This is a genomic window from Novosphingobium acidiphilum DSM 19966, assembly GCF_000429005.1.
GTDB lineage: Bacteria > Pseudomonadota > Alphaproteobacteria > Sphingomonadales > Sphingomonadaceae > Novosphingobium > Novosphingobium acidiphilum.
Genome location: NZ_AUBA01000003.1, coordinates 98028 through 113813, shown reverse-complemented (window position 1 = coordinate 113813; position 15786 = coordinate 98028). Strand labels below are relative to the sequence as shown.

Below are 15786 nucleotides of genomic sequence, written 5' to 3'. Positions count from 1 at the left end.
TCGAGACGGGATGACCGTCGGGCGGGATCATTCGATCACGGCACCCCAGTTGCCCCAGACATAGATCGCGACAAACAGGAACAACCACACCACGTCGACGAAGTGCCAGTACCACGCAGCGGCTTCGAAACCGAAATGCTGACGCGGGGTAAAGTCATCCTGATACGCGCGCACCAGGCACACCACGAGGAAGATCGTGCCGCACACCACGTGAAAGCCGTGGAACCCGGTCGCCATGTAGAACACCGAACCATAGGTGTTCTTGCCAAAGCCGAACGGTGCATGGGCGTATTCATACGCCTGGATCGAGGTGAACAGCAGGCCCAGCAGGATCGTCGCCCACAGGCCCCGCTTCATGTCGGTGCGGTTGCCGTGGATCAGCGCATGGTGCGCCCAGGTCAGCGTCGTTCCCGAACACAGCAGGATCAGCGTGTTCAGCAACGGCAGATCGAACGCGTTCATCACCGATTCGATCGCCTTGGGCGGCCACTGGCCCCCGATCACTTCGGCTGCGATCTTTGACGGGAACAGCGAAAAATCGAAAAACGCCCAGAACCAGCCGACAAAGAACATCACTTCGGATGCGATGAACAGGATCATGCCATAACGCTGGTGCAACTGCACGACGGGGGTGTGGTGCCCCTCGTGCGCTTCCTTGATGACGTTGCGCCACCAGGAAAAGAACGTCAGCCCCACGCCGAGCACGCCGGCAGACACCACGGCCAGGCCATTGGGCATCTTGTGCATCCAGAACACCAGCCCGGTGAACATGGTCAGCGCCGACATCGCACCGACAAACGGCCAGATATCGGGCGGCAGAATGTGATAATCGTGATTCTTGGCGCCGGCCATGATCGTCCTATTCCCCAAAAAGATCAGTATTTTCGAACCCGAGCCCCGGCCCACGTCCGATTTGCCCGGTGCTTAGCGGCTCCATTCCCGCCGGACAAGGCCCGAAAATCCCACCGCGGCGTCCTTTTGTTCACCCGTTGGGGTTGGCGGCAACCATGAAGGTGTAGGACAGGGTGATTTCGTCGATGTCGTTGGTGTTGGCATCCTTCAACATCGCCGGATCGACATAATAGACCACCGGCATGTGCACTTCCTGCCCGGGCTCGAGCCGCTGGTTGTTGAAGCAGAAGCACTGGATCTTGTGGAAATAGGCCCCGGTCTGTTCGGGTGTCACATTGAACACCGCGCGGCCGACGATGGCATGATTGCTGATGTTCTTGGCATAGAACATGGCGATCTTGCGTTCACCGACGTGACCGTCCTGCGTCACCTGTTCGGGGCGAAAGATCCATTTCATGCCCGGTGCGACATTGGCATCAAACCGGATGGTAATCATCCGCCCGGTCGCGCGCACATGCTGCGCCTGTTCCGCGGTGGCGCGCTGGGTGGTGCCGTTGAAACCGGTCGCCTGGCAGAACATGCGATACAGCGGCGACGAGGCATAGCCCAGCCCCAGCATCGCCAGCGCCACGCCGCCGGTGATCATCGCCACCTTGTAATTGGCATTCATCCGGCCGCGAGGGTTGGTCGCCATGGTCACCGGGCCTGCTGCGACAGGCCTGCGGCAGGGGATTCATGGTGCCGCGCATCGGACGCGCCTTTGATCTTCACGATGGTGATCGCAAAGAACAGCATGGCCAGCGCCACCAGCACCACGCCAAGCGCGCGCGAACGCGATTTCTGGCGGGCGCGAAACGCGGCGAGTTCGGCAGGGGTCAAAGGTTGGGACATCGCATCAAAATCCTAGACCGGTGGCGGCATGATCAACCACCAGCATGGCGAACAGAACAAACAGATAGAGGATGGAATACGCAAACAGCCGCTTTTCCGGCTTCATCGTATCGCCCTCGGCCAAGGGGCGGCGCAGTCCCACACGGGCCGACAGCCACACAAACACCAGCCCCAGCGCCACGGCCGAAAGACCATAGACCTTCCCGGTATAACCCAGCCACCACGGCACCACGGTCAGTGGCAGCAGCAGCACGGCATAGCCCAGGATCTGGTGCCGCGTCGAGCGTTCGCCCGCAACCACCGGCATCATCGGGATACCGACTTTGGCGTAATCGATCTGCACGAACAGCGCGAGTGCCCAGAAGTGCGGGGGCGTCCAGACAAAAATGATCAGAAACAACAGGATCGGCATCAAGGTCACGTCATGCGTTACCGCGATCCAGCCGATCATCGGCGGAAACGCCCCGGCCCCGCCGCCGATCACGATGTTCTGCGGGGTGCGCGGCTTCAACCAGACCGTGTAGATCCAGGCGTAATAAAAGATCGAAAACGCCAGGATCACTGCGGGCAGCAGGCCATTGGCCAGCCCCATGATCATCACCGAAGCGCCCGACAGGCCAAACCCGAAATCGCGCGCCGACGATCGCTGGACGCGCCCCGCAGGCACCGGACGATGCTGCGTGCGCTTCATCCCCGCATCAAGGTCGGCTTCCCACCACTGGTTCAGCGCAGCTGCGCCGCCGGCGCCGACCGCGATGCACAAGATGGCGGTAAACCCCAGCACCGGATTGATATGCCCGGGCGCCGCCAACAGGCCGCACAGACCGGTAAAGATGACCAGCGTCATCACGCGCGGTTTGGTCAGCGCGAAGAAATCGCGCCATTCGGCGGCCATCGAGGGCAGCGGAGCGGTTACAGGTGCAGGGGACATCACGAGGGCGCCTATAAGACCCCTTTACGCGCAGGGAAAGCGAAAGCAGTGTGCAAACACGGCTGGTAATGGCCCACTTTCGGGCTATGATTTATCCCAACCATATCGATGGAGTTTGTTTCGATGCCTCATGTCCCCCGCGCGTTCGGCCCGATGGCCGCACTGGCCGCCACCTTTGCCCTGCTGGGCGCGCCCGCGCAGGCCGCCGTGCCGGCCCCGCAAGTGGGCATCGCCAGCTTTGACCAGCTGGCAAAGCCGCTGCCCCTGCCCTATGACACGACCGCCGATGCCGATCGCGCCGTAACCGAGGCGCGGCAGCGCGCGATTGCCCGGCACAAGCTGCTGCTGATCGATCTGGGTGGAAACTGGTGCCTCGATTGCCGGATTCTGGCCGGGACGATCGAAACGCCCAGGCTCAAGGCGTGGGTCGAAGCGCATTACGAAGTCGTCACCGTCGACGTCGGCCGGTTCGACAAGAACGGCCAGATCGCCGAACGCTATGGCATCAAAGGCCGGCTGCAGGGCGTGCCGTCGGTGCTGGTCGTGGAACCGCGCAGCAACCGCCTGATCAACCAGGGGCACACTGCGGCATTGGCCGATGCCCGCAGCATGTCACCCCAGGCGCTGGCCGACTGGCTGGCCGGCTGGGTCAGCTGATCCGCGCGACGGGCTGTTACGGCAGACGTGACAGCCAGTCGAGCAACAGCCGATTGACCTCGGCCGGTCGTTCCTGCTGGGTCCAGTGGCCACAGCCGTCCAGCATGTGCCCTTCGACACCCGGTGCAAAACGACGCATCATCGATACCGGATCGGTAACCTGGCCAAACAATGTGCTGGCCGGGTCGCGCGTGCCGCCGATATACAGCACCGGGCCATCGAGCGTGCGCCCCGCGTGGGGCGCCAGCCACGCAAAATCGGCCTCGTGGTTGCGATAGCGGTTTAGCGGACCGCGCAGGCCCGAGGCGGCAAATTCCGAAGTGTAGAAATCCAGATCCGCTTCGCTCAGCCAGCCGGGCAGCTGCGCGGGTGCTTTCAAACCGTCAAGCAGGCGCGCATCGGCGGGTTTGACCGGCCAGGCATCGGCGGGCGCCTCCCCCCCGATCGATGTCAGGAACAGCGTCAGGAAACGCCGCAATTGCGGCTCCAGCTCGGCCTCGGCACGCCCGGGCTGCTGAAAGTATTCCTGATAGAAGAACAGGCCTTTGCTGGTGAACTTTTCGCGGAACACCTCGGTAAAGGGGCGCGAGGGCGCGCCGCTGAACGGCACCGACAAGCCGGCGACGGCGCGAAACTGGTCGGGATGGACAAATGCCGAATTCCACACGATCGGCGCGCCCCAGTCGTGCCCTACCAGGATCGCGGGCGCATCGGGCGACAGCGCCGCCTTCAACCCCACCAGATCGCCGACGATATGCTCCATCGCATAGGCCGACACGTCGAGCGGCCTGTCCGACCCGCCGTAACCGCGCACGTCGATCGCCGCGACGGTATAGCCGGCCGCCGCCACCGGGCCGATCTGATGCCGCCAGGAATACCAGCTTTCGGGAAAGCCATGGACCATGATCACCAGCGGCCCGCTGCCCTGCAACGCCACGCGCAAGGCGATTTCACCGACATCGATCCGCCGCATCTGGGGCATCGCGCTCTCCCGCCTGATTGATTTAAGCGGTCATTTAACGCGGGACCGACAGCCTCGCAAATGCAAAACACCCCGGCGTTGCGGCCGGGGTGTCTGGTTGTGTGTGCTTTGATCGATCGATCAGTGCGCGGCGGCGCCGTCGATCACCGGCAGGGTTTCGAACTGGTGGAACGGCGGCGGCGAGGACAGCGTCCATTCCAGCGTCGTGGCACCTTCGCCCCAGTAATTGCCTTCGGCCTTGCGACCGAACAGCAGCGCGTAACCGATGTTGACAAAGAAAATCAGGATGCTGACCGACATGACCATATAGCCATAAGTCGCAACCGTATTCCAATGTTCGAATGCCGGCGCATAGTCGGGATAGCGGCGCGGCATGCCGTTCATCCCGAGGAAGTGCATCGGGAAGAAAATCAGGTTCACGCCAACGAAGAACACCGCAAACTGCAGGTGCGACAGGAATTCGCTGTGCCAGCGGCCGCTCATCTTCGGGAACCAGTAGAAGAACCCGGCAAACAGCGAGGTGACCGCGCCCAGAGACAGCACGTAGTGGAAGTGTGCCACCACGTAATAGGTATCCTGAAGGTTGTCATCGATGCCGCCATTGGCCAGGACCACACCGGTGACCCCGCCGACGGTGAACAGGAAGATGAACCCGATCGCCCAGACCATCGGCGATTTGAACGAGATCGAACCGCCCCACATCGTCGCGATCCACGAAAAGATCTTGATGCCGGTGGGCACCGCGATGACCATGGTCGCAGCGGTGAAGTACATCTTGGTGTCGACGTCGAGCCCGGTGGTGTACATGTGGTGTGCCCACACGATGAAGCCCACCACCCCGATTGCAACCATGGCATAAGCCATGCCGAGATAGCCGAACACCGGCTTTTTCGAGAAGGTCGAGATGATCTGGCTGATGATGCCGAAACCGGGCAGGATCATGATGTAGACTTCGGGGTGACCGAAGAACCAGAACAGATGCTGGTACAGCACCGGATCACCGCCGCCCGACGCATCGAAGAAGGTCGTGCCGAAGTTGCGATCGGTGATCAGCATGGTGATCGCCGCGGCCAGCACCGGCAGCGCCAGCAGCAGCAGGAACGCGGTAACCAGCATCGACCAGACAAACAGCGGCATCTTGTGCAGGGTCATGCCCGGCGCACGCATGTTGAGAATGGTGGTGATGAAGTTGATCGCGCCCAGGATCGAGCCGGCGCCTGCAAGGTGCAGCGAAAAGATCGCGAAATCGACCGCCGGCCCGGGTGAGCCCGACGTCGACAGCGGGGCATAGACCGTCCAGCCGGTGCCCGCACCGTTGCCCACGCCGCCCGGCACAAAGGCCGAGAACATCAGCGACAGAAAGCCCGAAACCGTCAGCCAGAACGACACGTTGTTCATGCGCGGAAAGGCCATGTCGGGCGCGCCGATCATCAGCGGCACAAACCAGTTGCCAAACCCGCCGATCAGCGCGGGCATGACCATGAAGAACACCATGATCAGGCCGTGCGCGGTGATCAGCACGTTCCACAAGTGGAGCTGCTGGTCAAAGCTGGGGTTCTTTTCGCCGAGGAACGCGGCAACCTTGCCCAGGTACTGGATGCCGGGATGCGCCAGTTCGGCGCGCATGATGCCCGACACCGCACCACCGATCACACCGGCAAAGATCGCGAAGATCAGATACAGCGTGCCGATGTCCTTGTGGTTGGTGGACATGAACCACCGAGCAAAAAAGCTCGGCTTGTGGTCGTGCGCATCATCGTGATGATGCGCATCGAAACCTTCGTGGTCAGCAGGAATAGTGGCCATGAAAAAGCAGCCCTTGATCGTAAAATGGGTGTCAGACGTCAGGCGTTACGCGCCGGTCTTGGCGGGTGCGGCAGCGGCAGTCTTCGGCGCGGCCGAGGCGGGCGCCCCGACAGTGCCGCCCTGGGCCTTCACCCAGGCTTCGAATTTGGCGCGGGGCAATGCTTCGACCACGATCGGCATATAGCCGTGGCGGACGCCGCACAGTTCCGAGCACTGCCCGTAATAGACGCCCGGCGCATCGATATGCATCACGCGTTCATTGATGCGGCCAGGGATCGCGTCGAGCTTGAACCACAGCGAAGGCACCGAGAACGAGTGAATCACGTCCGACCCGGTGGTCTGGATGCGAATGTCCTCGCCCGCCGGGACGACCATGCGGTTGTCCACGCCCAGTTGCGGCTGTTCGCCGCGCTTGATCGCTTCGTCGTTGGGCAGGATGTTCGAGATGACTTCGAACCCGCCATTGTCGGGATAGCCATAACCCCAGTACCACTGGTACCCGGTCACCTTGACGGTCACCGCACCCTTGGCCGGCGCCTTGTACTGGTGCGCCAGCAGGCGGATCGACGGCACCGCGATGACCACCAGGATCAACACCGGCACCAGCGTCCAGACCACTTCGATCATCGTGTTGTGGCTGGTCTTTGATGCAACCGGATTGGCGCGGCGGTTGAACCGCGCCATCACGACCAGCAGCAGGATCAGAACGAACAGCGTCACGGCGGTGATCACCGGCATCAGCAGCGCGTCGTGCATCAACAGCGCTTCGTGACCGATCGGCGAATACTGGTCCTGAAATCCGATGGCGCCGGCAGTCGGCTGCCCTTTGCCCGCAACCGGACGCATCGGCACATAGGCATCGGCCGCAGGCGCCGCCACCTTGGCATCGGCCGCCGGTGCCTTGGCAACGGTTGCAGCGGGCGCTGCTGCAGCGCTGGCCGCGGCAGCCGGCGCAGCCGTCTGCGCCAGCAACGTGGCCGGGGCAAAGGCCAGCGCCGCAGCGGCCAGGCCGCCGGCGAAAGTCTTTGTCACGGCACGGGAAATTTCGGCAATGCTCATCGTCGAACTATCCGTTCCCTCTTGGCGCCGGCGCTTCGACTGCACGGCGCACCCCATAACTTGCGTGAATCTGCAAACACCGGGCCTATACGCGCGGAAGTCAGGTCCCTCAAGCACCGTTGCGCCCATTTTTTACACCCTTGTGGGCAGTACGCAGTCGGGTATCGCCAATGCCCTCAGGAACTTGGGCCACAGGCGCAAAAAGGCTTGCCCCGGCCGCGCTGGCGCGCCATTTGCCACAGCATTGCCAAACAGCGTCCGCCTGCCGGCAGGGCGCATGCACCCACCATTCGGACCCAACCATGCAAGACAGCGAAATCCTTTCCGAATTCCGTGCCAGCGGGGCCCTGCTCGAAGGGCATTTCCTGCTTTCATCTGGCCGCCACAGTGCGCATTACCTGCAGTGCGCGCGCGTGCTGATGGATCCGATGCGCGCAACGCGGCTGGCTTCGGCGCTGGCGGCCACGTTCCCGCGCGAGCTGCGCCAGCAGATCCAGAAGGTGATCTCGCCGGCGATGGGCGGGGTGATCATCGGGCATGAAATGGGTCGCGCACTGGGGGTCGAGGCCATGTTCGTCGAACGTCCGACCGGCACGTTCGAACTGCGTCGCGGCTTTGCCCTGGCGCCGGGCGAGCGCGTGCTGCTGGTCGAAGATGTGGTGACCACCGGCCTGTCGAGCCGCGAGGCCATTCGCGCGGTCGAGGCGGCTGGCGGGGTGGTGATCGCTGCGGCGTCGCTGGTTGACCGGTCGGCGGGCGAGGCCGATCTGGGCGTGCCGTTCCACCCGCTGATCACGCTGAATTTCCCGACGTATGCCCCCGAAGACGTGCCCGAAGACCTGGCCACGACGCCGGCGATCAAGCCGGGCAGCCGGGCTGTGGCCGCATGACGGGTGCGGCGGCCAGCGCGCCGCGCCTGCGGCTGGGGGTCAATATCGATCATGTTGCCACGGTGCGCAACGCGCGCGGCGGCGATCATCCCGATCCGGTGCGCGCGGCCGAAATCGTTGCCTCGGTGGGTGGTGACGGCATTACCGCGCATTTGCGCGAAGATCGCCGCCATATCCGCGACGAAGATATTGCCCGGATCCAGGCTGCGACCAGCCTGCCGCTGAATTTTGAGATGGCCGCGACCGATGAAATGGTCGCGATTGCGCTGCGCCATCGTCCGCATGCCGCGTGCATCGTGCCCGAACGGCGCGAGGAACGCACCACCGAAGGCGGGCTCGATGCAGCCGGACAACACAACCGGCTGGCCCCGGCAATCGCGCGCCTGTCCGATGCAGGCATTCGCGTCAGCCTGTTCATCGCGCCCGAACCGCGCCAGATCGAGGCGGCGTTGCGGCTGGGCGCGCCCGTGGTCGAATTGCACACCGGCGAATATGCCCATGCCACGGGTGAAGCGCGCGCGATCGAGCTGAAACGTATTGCCGACATGGCCGCACTGGCCGCACGCAATGGCATCGAACCGCACGCGGGCCACGGCCTGACCTATGACAATGTCCAGGCGATTGCCGCGATCCCGCAACTGGCCGAACTGAACATCGGGCATTACCTGATCGGCGAGGCGATTTTTACCGGCCTGGCCGACGCGGTGCGGCGGATGCGCGATCTGATGGACGCGGCGCGATGATCATCGGGCTGGGATCGGACTTGTGCAATATCGAGCGGATCCAGGCATCACTCGACCGGTTCGGGGCACGTTTTGAAGCCCGGGTGTTCACGGCCGCCGAACAGGCCAAGGCGGCACGTCGACCACTGACCCGCGCCGGGACCCTGGCCAAGCGGTTCGCCGCCAAGGAAGCCTTTTCCAAGGCGGTCGGCACCGGCTTTCGCGCAGGCGTGTTCATGAAGGATATCGGCGTGATCAACGCCGCGTCGGGCGCGCCGACTCTGGCGCTGACCGGTGGCGCCGCCGCGCGGCTGGCGGCGATCACGCCGCCCGATCATACCGCCGTTGTGCACCTGACCCTGACCGACGATCACCCCTGGGCGCAGGCCTTTGTGGTCATCGAAGCGCGCCCGATCGTGGCACCGGCATGATCCACGACGAAACCCCGCCCGAACCGGCGCCGCACGTTGCCCCCACCCCCGCCCCGACCGAGCCCAACTGGCTGATCGAAGTGCGCGGGCTTGTGATGATGCTGGCCGCGGTGATCCTGTTTCACAGCCTGGTGGCCAAGCCGTTTTATATTCCGTCGATTTCGATGATGCCCAATCTGCTGGTGGGTGACCGGCTGGTGGTGTCGAAATATCCCTATGGCTGGTCTTGGGTGTCGGCGTCGTTCCACATTCTGCCGCGATCGCAGGTGCGCCTGTTTCCGGCCACGCCCGCATATGGCGATATCGTCATCGTGGTGCCGCCGGCCAGCGACGAGGACTATATCAAACGCGTGGTCGCACTGCCCGGGGACCGCATTGCCGTGGTGGGCGGGCAGATCGTGCTGAACGGCAGACGCATACCCCAGGTGCCGCAGGCGCCGCTGCTGCTGCCGGTCGATCCCAACCAGCCGTGCGATCCCGATGATTTTCCCGGCCTGCGCATCCGTGCCGCCGATGGCCGCAAATATTGCGAATTGCCGATCTTTCGCGAAACCCTGCCCAACGGCGCGACCTACCGCATCATCGACCACCGCGACCAGCCGCTCGACAACTATCCCGAAACCCGGGTGCCCGAAGGCCATGTCTTTCTGATGGGGGACAACCGCGACCATTCGGCCGACAGCCGCGCCCCGGTCGAGGAAAAGGGCCTGGGCGGCCCGGTGCCGCTGTCGAGCGTGGGCGGACGTGCTGAATTCGTGACATTTTCGCTCGACGGCAGCGAAGGCTGGAACCCGGTCAGCTGGTGGAAAGCCTTGCGACCCGATCGATCATGGACCAGACTGCGCCCGATGATGGCGCATCGAGGACAATGATGAGCGACCACGACGATCCGGAAACGCATCTCCAGACGGCGGGCCCCACCGACATCCGCGACGGATTGATCCGCACCGAGGCCAAGCGCGCGCTGGTCTGGGTCTGCGTGGTCGCGCTGGTGGCACTGGCGGCCTATCTGGCGCAGCCTTTGCTCGTCATCTTTGGCGGCATCGTGTTTGCCGCGATGATCGATGGCGGGCAACGACTGATCGCGCGGGTGGTGCCGTCAGTGCCGCGTGGCATCCGCATCACGCTGGTGTTGCTGGGCGCGGTCGGGTTCCTGGTGTGGCTGGTGCTGTTTGCCGGCAACCAGATTGCATCGCAGGCCGCAGCGTTGCCGCATCTGGTCCAGACCGAGGCGGTGCGGTTAAGCGATCTGGCCCGGACCAAGGGCCTGTTGCCGCAGACTGTCGATGTGCCCGGGCTGATCGGCCGCGTGGCCGAACAAGTGGCGGGCGGGGTCGGCATGCTGACGCGTGCGCTGGGTGGTTTGTTCGGCGGGTTGACCACGGCGTTCCTGATCCTGATCCTGGGCATCTATTTCGCAGCCGAGCCCGATCTGTACCAGCGCGGCGTGGCGTGGCTGTTGCCCGCGCAGACCCGCGACGACTGGCGCGGCACCGCACAGGCGATGGGGCAATCGTTGCGCCGGCTGCTGTTCGGGCGATTGCTGGGCATGGCATCCGAAGGGATCGCAACCTGGCTGCTGCTGCAGATCTGGGGTGTGCCGATGGCGGCGCTGCTGGGCCTGCTGACCGGATTGCTGGCGTTTCTGCCCAATATCGGCGCGCCGATTTCGGGCAGCCTGATGATCCTGGTGGGATTTTCGGGCGGGGTTCACACCGGGGTCTACTGCATCGTGGTCTATGCGCTGGTGCAGATCATCGATGGCAATGTGGTGGTGCCGATGGTGGCCAAACGAACCGCCGATCTGGCCCCGGCGCTGGTGCTTGGCGCGCAGCTGATCTTTGGCGTGTTGTTCGGCCTGCTTGGGCTGATCCTGGCCGATCCGATGGTGGCAATGGTCAAGATCGCGCTGGAACGCCAGGCGCAGCGCAACGATGACGGCACCGATCCCAGCGCAGGACCGGGATGACCCGCATGCGGCGCATGCTGGCCGGGTTCGGCCTGTTGATGGTTCTGCTGATTGCGATACAGGCTGCTGCGGTCCACTGGGCGGGACCGATGATCGAAACCTGGCGCATGGCACCGCGCACCGCCTATGCCGCGTTGCCGCCACTCGCCCCTGGCACGTATGATCAGCCCGCCATGTGGCTTGCCCGCCCCGATCTGCCCACCGATCCGGCGCGCCTGTTGCCCCCTGGGCAAGGCCATGAACGCAGGGGCGGCGCCTATGTGTTCTTTGTCCACCCCACCACGTTCATGGGGCGGACCCACTGGAACGCCCCGCTGGACCACGCCGATTCGCAGATGCGCGCGCGCCTGTCGGTGCGATCGATGGCCAGCGTGTTCAATGACGAAGCCGCGATCTATGCCCCGCGCTATCGCCAGGCCGCCATGGGCACGTTCATGGTCGATCGGCCCGAATCCGCACAGGCGCTGGCCCAGGCCCAAGGCGACGTGCGCGCAGCCTTTGCCCATTTCCTGCAGGCAATTCCGCGCGGCGCACCGATCGTGCTGGCAGGCGACAGCCAGGGCGCGCTGATCGTGCTGCACCTGTTGCACGATGCCGTGCGCGGCACGCCGGTCGCAGCGCGGATCACCGCGGTCTATCTGGGTGGATGGCCGGTGTCTGTGGCACACGATTTGCCGATGACGGGGATGCCGGCCTGCAGCCGTGCCGATCAAAGCGGCTGCGTGATGGCCTGGATGACCTTTGCCGATCCCGCCGATCCGCGCCAGGTCAGAACGATGGCGTCGCATTATCCGGCGCTTGACGGACACCATGCCGACGATGCACCGCTGTGTACCAATCCGCTGACCGCAGGATCGGCACCGGGCGCATCGGGCAATGCCAACCGGGGCAGCCTGGCGATCGGCGATGAGAACCGCGGGCCGGCTTTGGTCGTGCCATCGGTCGGCGCACGGTGCGATGCGGCCAGCGGTGTGTTGCTGATGTCCAACCCGCCCCATCTGGGCGATCAGGTCCTGCCCGGAAACAATTACACCATGTACGACTTCGCGCTGTTCTGGCGCAATCTGCGCGCCGACATCGCCGGGCGCGAAGCGGCGTGGCAGCGGGAGCACAGCCTGTCATGATCTGCACCAATGCCGCCGCCTATCGCGAGGCGCTGCCCCAGGGCGGGGTGCTGATGGGGCTTGATCCGGGCACCAAGACCATCGGCCTTGCGCTGTGTGACGCCGGCTGGCGCTTTGCCAGCCCGACCAGGACGATCACGCGGCGCAAATTTCGCGATGACAAGGCCGAGATTGCCGCGCTGATTGCGGCGCGCGCCGTGCGCGGGCTGGTGATCGGCCTGCCCATCAACATGGATGGCAGCGACAGCCCGCGGGCCCAGGCGGCGCGCGCGATGGCGCGCAATCTGGCCGATTTCGACCTGCCGATCCTGATGTGGGACGAACGCTGGTCAACCGTTGCCGCCGAACGCGCAATGATCGACCAGGACATGAGCCGCGCGCGCCGCGCCGAACGGATCGACGCGCATGCCGCCGCGCTGATCCTGCAGGGCGCGATCGATGCGCTGGCCGGGGCGATGTTCTGAAGGGTTGCATTGCGCCACTGGTCCATGCAGGACACGCCCATGGACAGCCCCGAGGACACTTCGACCCCGCTTGACAGGTTTGTCCAGGCCGCCGGTTTCAACCCGCGCGACTGGACCGCGCATTTGAATGCCCATGGCCACAGCGGGTTTATCGGCATGCGCTATCACGGTCATGGCACCGACTGGATCGAACTGGCGTTTGACTGGCGTGAAGAACTGGTGGGTGATCCCGAAACCGGCGTGCTGGCGTCGGGGCCGATCATCAGCCTGCTCGACAATGCTACATCGATGTCGGTGTGGACGCGGATGGGCCGGTTCTGTCCGCAGGTCACGCTCGATCTGCGGATCGATTACACCCGCGCCGCGGCCCCGCGCAAACCGATCATCGCGCGCGCCGAATGCTATCAGGTGCGCCGGTCGATGGCATTTGTGCGCGGCATTGCCCACGATGGCGATATCACCGATCCGGTGGCGCATGCGGCCGGCATCTTCATGCTGGTCGACGGCCAGGAGTGGGTGAAATGAAAAGCACCGAACTGCCCCCTTATGCCCGTGCCATGGGCATGGAATTTGCCGGTCACGACAACGGCAGCCCGGTGATCGCCATGGTCTGGTCGGCGCGCGCGATGGGGCGCCCCGGCTTCATGCACGGCGGCGCGATCGGCGGCGTTCTGGAAATGGCCGGGTTTACCGCGCTTGAGGCCGAGCTTGAGCGGCAGGGCATCGACATGCGGATCAAGCCGATCAACATCAGCACCGAATATCTGCGCGGCGGGTTGCCCGAAACGATCTATGCACGTGGCGAAGTGGTGCGCGCAGGCCGCCGCGTTGCCAATGTGCGGATCGAGGCCTGGCAATCCGACCGCAGTCGCCCGGTGGCCAGCTGCTGGATGAATTTCCAGCTTTCGCCGAAAAAGGCCTAGGCGGCCTTTGGTCGAGCCGTGGCGCTGCGCAATGTGTCCATGCCGCCTAGATTTTCAGTTCGAGCACAAGGCCCTCGGGCACCGGTTCGCCAGGCGCCAGCCGCTGCGCATCGGCGCGGGCGCGCGCCAGAATGGCAGGCGGCACACCCGGGTCGATAATCAGCGCATCGGCATGGCCCAGCAGCCGCGCCTGGCGCAAGGTCAGGTCTTCGGGATCGGTGCTGGTCAGATGGATCACGTGGCGCCCGATGGCATTGGGCACCGCACCGTCGATCCAGCGCGCCACCGCATCCCGATCGTGTTCGCGCATCGGATCGAGCGCGCCGCCCGGGGCCAGCGCCGCATCGAGCCCGCGCCGCCGCATGGCACCATCGGGCCAGCGCGCGCGCAAGGCAGCGCGCGCCGCATACAGCGCATCGGCCAGCGCGCCCAGTTTCTGCGGCAACAGCGCGTCGATCCGCAACCGCAACGCCTTGGCCAGCCCGGCACTGGCGCCTGCGGTGCCGACCGCAATCACCACCGGCGCCCGATCGATCAGCGATGGTGTCGTGAAATCGCACAAGTCGGGACGGTCGACCACATTGACCAGCAGCCCGGCACAACGCGCGCGCAAGGCATCGGCCTGCAACGCGGTTTCATCGTCATGCGCGATAAATGCGATCCTTGCGCCCTGGTCGATGCCGAGCGCCAGATCATCGATCACGCAGCCACCCGCGCGCTCGACCAGCCGCGCCTTGGCCGCCGCCGCCTCGCCGTGCCCCAGCACCACCACCGGTTGCCCGGCCAGACGGTGAAACAGCGGCAGCGCGGGCAGCGTCACACCAGGAAATCCGGCACGCGTTCGGCGGCCAGGATGGCCGAGGGTGCGATGCGGTCGGCCACCACCGCCCAGCGTTCGCCGTCGACCATCACTTCGGGCACCATCGCGCGCGAATTGTAGGTGTTGGCCATCGTCGCGCCATAGGCGCCCGCGGTCCGGAACACCGCCAGATCGCCGCGTGCCACGGTGTCGATGGTGCGCGCCATGGCGAACGTATCGCTCGATTCGCAGATGGGTCCGACGATATTGGCAGTCATCTGTTCGCCCGACGGCACCACCGCGGCAAAATCGTGCCACGCGTCATACAAGGCGGGCCGCGCCAGATCGTTCATCGCCGCATCGACCACCACCCAGGGGTGGCCCGCGCCTTCCTTCACCCGCACCACCCGCGTGACCAGCACGCCGGTGTTTCCGGTGATCACCCGGCCCGGTTCGAACATCAGCGTCACGCCCCAGCCGGCGGTGACGCGCGCCACCATCGCGGCGTATTCGGCCGGCTGGGGGAACACCTCGCCGGCCTTGTAAGGCACGCCCACCCCGCCGCCGAGATCGACATGCGTGATCGTCTGTCCGGCGGCACGGATGGCGCGCAGCAGCGTGCCGACTTTGGCAAAGGCTGCTTCCAGGGGGTCGAGCCGCGACAACTGGCTGCCGATATGCAGCGCAAGGCCGCGCATGGCCAGACCCGGCTCGGCGGCCAGCCGGGCATAGATCGCAGCCGCACGGTCAAACGGCACGCCGAACTTGTTGTCGGCCTTGCCGGTGGAAATCTTGCCGTGCGTGCCCGCATCGACATCGGGATTGATGCGCAGGACGCACGGTGCCGTACGGCCCTGCGTGCGCGCGATTTCGGCCAGTTCCAAGCCTTCTTCGGCGCTTTCCAGATTGAACTGCCCGATGCCCACATCGAGCGCGCGGATCAGTTCGGCACTGGTCTTGCCCACGCCTGAAAACACGATGGTGTCGGGCGCCATGCCCGCGGCCAGCGCGCGTTCGAGTTCGCCGCCCGACACCACATCGGCGCCATACCCTTCGGCGGCCAGGACCTTGAGCACGGCCAGATTGGGATTGGATTTGACCGCAAAGGCGATCTTTGCGCCGGGCAGAATGGCCAGCGCATCGCGGAACACGCGGGCATGGCGCGTGAGCGTTTCGCGCGAATAGACATAGACCGGCGTACCCACGGCATCGGCAATCCGCGACAGGGGCACGGCTTCGGCATGCAGCACGCCGTCGCGATAATCAAAATGGTCCATGAAGCGCTT

At 64.8% G+C, this 15786-nt stretch carries 19 protein-coding genes; 10 read left to right on the top strand and 9 right to left on the bottom strand.

Annotation, left to right across the window (positions count from 1 at the left end; all coding sequences use genetic code 11):
• Positions 1-27: 27 nt before the first annotated feature.
• The 4 genes from G404_RS0103305 to G404_RS0103290 form a co-directional block, all read right to left on the bottom strand.
• Complete coding sequence (locus tag G404_RS0103305; protein ID WP_028639831.1) at positions 28-852, bottom strand: cytochrome c oxidase subunit 3; 825 nt, start codon at positions 850-852, stop codon at positions 28-30.
• A gap of 130 nt (positions 853-982) precedes the next feature.
• Positions 983-1546 (bottom strand): cytochrome c oxidase assembly protein, encoded by a 564-nt coding sequence (locus tag G404_RS0103300; protein ID WP_028639830.1) that lies wholly within the window; start codon positions 1544-1546, stop codon positions 983-985.
• A gap of 2 nt (positions 1547-1548) precedes the next feature.
• On the bottom strand, positions 1549-1743 hold the full coding sequence (locus G404_RS0103295) for a hypothetical protein (protein WP_028639829.1): 195 nt from the start codon (positions 1741-1743) through the stop codon (positions 1549-1551).
• A gap of 4 nt (positions 1744-1747) precedes the next feature.
• Complete coding sequence (locus G404_RS0103290; protein WP_028639828.1) at positions 1748-2674, bottom strand: heme o synthase; 927 nt, start codon at positions 2672-2674, stop codon at positions 1748-1750.
• A 153-nt stretch (positions 2675-2827) separates the two neighbouring features.
• Here G404_RS0103290 and G404_RS0103285 point away from each other — a divergent pair, with 153 nt between their 5' ends.
• Complete coding sequence (locus G404_RS0103285; protein WP_051280154.1) at positions 2828-3331, top strand: thioredoxin family protein; 504 nt, start codon at positions 2828-2830, stop codon at positions 3329-3331.
• Between the two features lie 16 nt (positions 3332-3347).
• On the opposite strand, the gene G404_RS0103280 is transcribed toward G404_RS0103285, so the two are convergent.
• The 3 genes from G404_RS0103280 to coxB form a co-directional block, all read right to left on the bottom strand.
• Positions 3348-4313 (bottom strand): alpha/beta fold hydrolase, encoded by a 966-nt coding sequence (locus G404_RS0103280; RefSeq protein WP_028639826.1) that lies wholly within the window; start codon positions 4311-4313, stop codon positions 3348-3350.
• 120 nt (positions 4314-4433) lie between these two features.
• The gene (gene ctaD, locus G404_RS0103275; protein WP_028639825.1) at positions 4434-6119 is read right to left on the bottom strand and encodes a cytochrome c oxidase subunit I; all 1686 of its coding nucleotides are present in this window, start codon (positions 6117-6119) and stop codon (positions 4434-4436) included.
• Positions 6120-6164: 45 nt separating this feature from the next.
• The gene (coxB, locus tag G404_RS0103270) at positions 6165-7178 is read right to left on the bottom strand and encodes a cytochrome c oxidase subunit II (protein WP_051280093.1); all 1014 of its coding nucleotides are present in this window, start codon (positions 7176-7178) and stop codon (positions 6165-6167) included.
• A 302-nt stretch (positions 7179-7480) separates the two neighbouring features.
• Between coxB and pyrE the strand changes: the two genes are divergently transcribed.
• The 9 genes from pyrE to G404_RS0103225 are packed head-to-tail and all read left to right on the top strand — an operon-like array spanning position 7481 to position 13701.
• Entirely contained in the window at positions 7481-8068 is a 588-nt protein-coding gene (gene pyrE / locus G404_RS0103265; protein ID WP_028639823.1) for an orotate phosphoribosyltransferase, read from the top strand.
• The gene (locus G404_RS0103260) at positions 8065-8811 is read left to right on the top strand and encodes a pyridoxine 5'-phosphate synthase (RefSeq protein ID WP_028639822.1); all 747 of its coding nucleotides are present in this window, start codon (positions 8065-8067) and stop codon (positions 8809-8811) included. The genes pyrE and G404_RS0103260 overlap by 4 nt, the downstream gene beginning before the upstream one ends.
• A complete protein-coding gene (acpS, locus tag G404_RS0103255; RefSeq protein WP_028639821.1) occupies positions 8808-9221 on the top strand; it encodes a holo-ACP synthase in 414 nt (137 codons plus the stop codon). Before G404_RS0103260 ends, acpS begins: the two co-directional genes overlap by 4 nt.
• A complete protein-coding gene (gene lepB / locus G404_RS17880) occupies positions 9218-10093 on the top strand; it encodes a signal peptidase I (RefSeq protein ID WP_084600982.1) in 876 nt (291 codons plus the stop codon). Before acpS ends, lepB begins: the two co-directional genes overlap by 4 nt.
• A complete protein-coding gene (locus G404_RS0103245; protein ID WP_051280091.1) occupies positions 10051-11190 on the top strand; it encodes an AI-2E family transporter in 1140 nt (379 codons plus the stop codon). The genes lepB and G404_RS0103245 overlap by 43 nt, the downstream gene beginning before the upstream one ends.
• Positions 11187-12314, top strand: a complete 1128-nt coding sequence (locus tag G404_RS0103240; protein WP_245584370.1) for a DUF3089 domain-containing protein — start codon at positions 11187-11189, stop codon at positions 12312-12314. The genes G404_RS0103245 and G404_RS0103240 overlap by 4 nt, the downstream gene beginning before the upstream one ends.
• On the top strand, positions 12311-12778 hold the full coding sequence (gene ruvX, locus G404_RS0103235) for a Holliday junction resolvase RuvX (protein ID WP_028639818.1): 468 nt from the start codon (positions 12311-12313) through the stop codon (positions 12776-12778). Before G404_RS0103240 ends, ruvX begins: the two co-directional genes overlap by 4 nt.
• Positions 12779-12817: 39 nt before the next feature.
• Positions 12818-13303, top strand: a complete 486-nt coding sequence (locus G404_RS0103230) for a PaaI family thioesterase (RefSeq protein WP_028639817.1) — start codon at positions 12818-12820, stop codon at positions 13301-13303.
• Complete coding sequence (locus tag G404_RS0103225) at positions 13300-13701, top strand: PaaI family thioesterase (RefSeq protein WP_245584368.1); 402 nt, start codon at positions 13300-13302, stop codon at positions 13699-13701. The genes G404_RS0103230 and G404_RS0103225 overlap by 4 nt, the downstream gene beginning before the upstream one ends.
• A gap of 46 nt (positions 13702-13747) precedes the next feature.
• Here the strand turns inward: G404_RS0103225 and G404_RS0103220 are convergent, their stop codons facing one another.
• Both G404_RS0103220 and lysA read right to left on the bottom strand, forming a co-directional pair.
• A complete protein-coding gene (locus G404_RS0103220) occupies positions 13748-14521 on the bottom strand; it encodes a precorrin-2 dehydrogenase/sirohydrochlorin ferrochelatase family protein (protein WP_028639815.1) in 774 nt (257 codons plus the stop codon).
• On the bottom strand, positions 14518-15777 hold the full coding sequence (lysA, locus tag G404_RS0103215) for a diaminopimelate decarboxylase (RefSeq protein WP_028639814.1): 1260 nt from the start codon (positions 15775-15777) through the stop codon (positions 14518-14520). Before lysA ends, G404_RS0103220 begins: the two co-directional genes overlap by 4 nt.
• Positions 15778-15786: the final 9 nt, after the last annotated feature.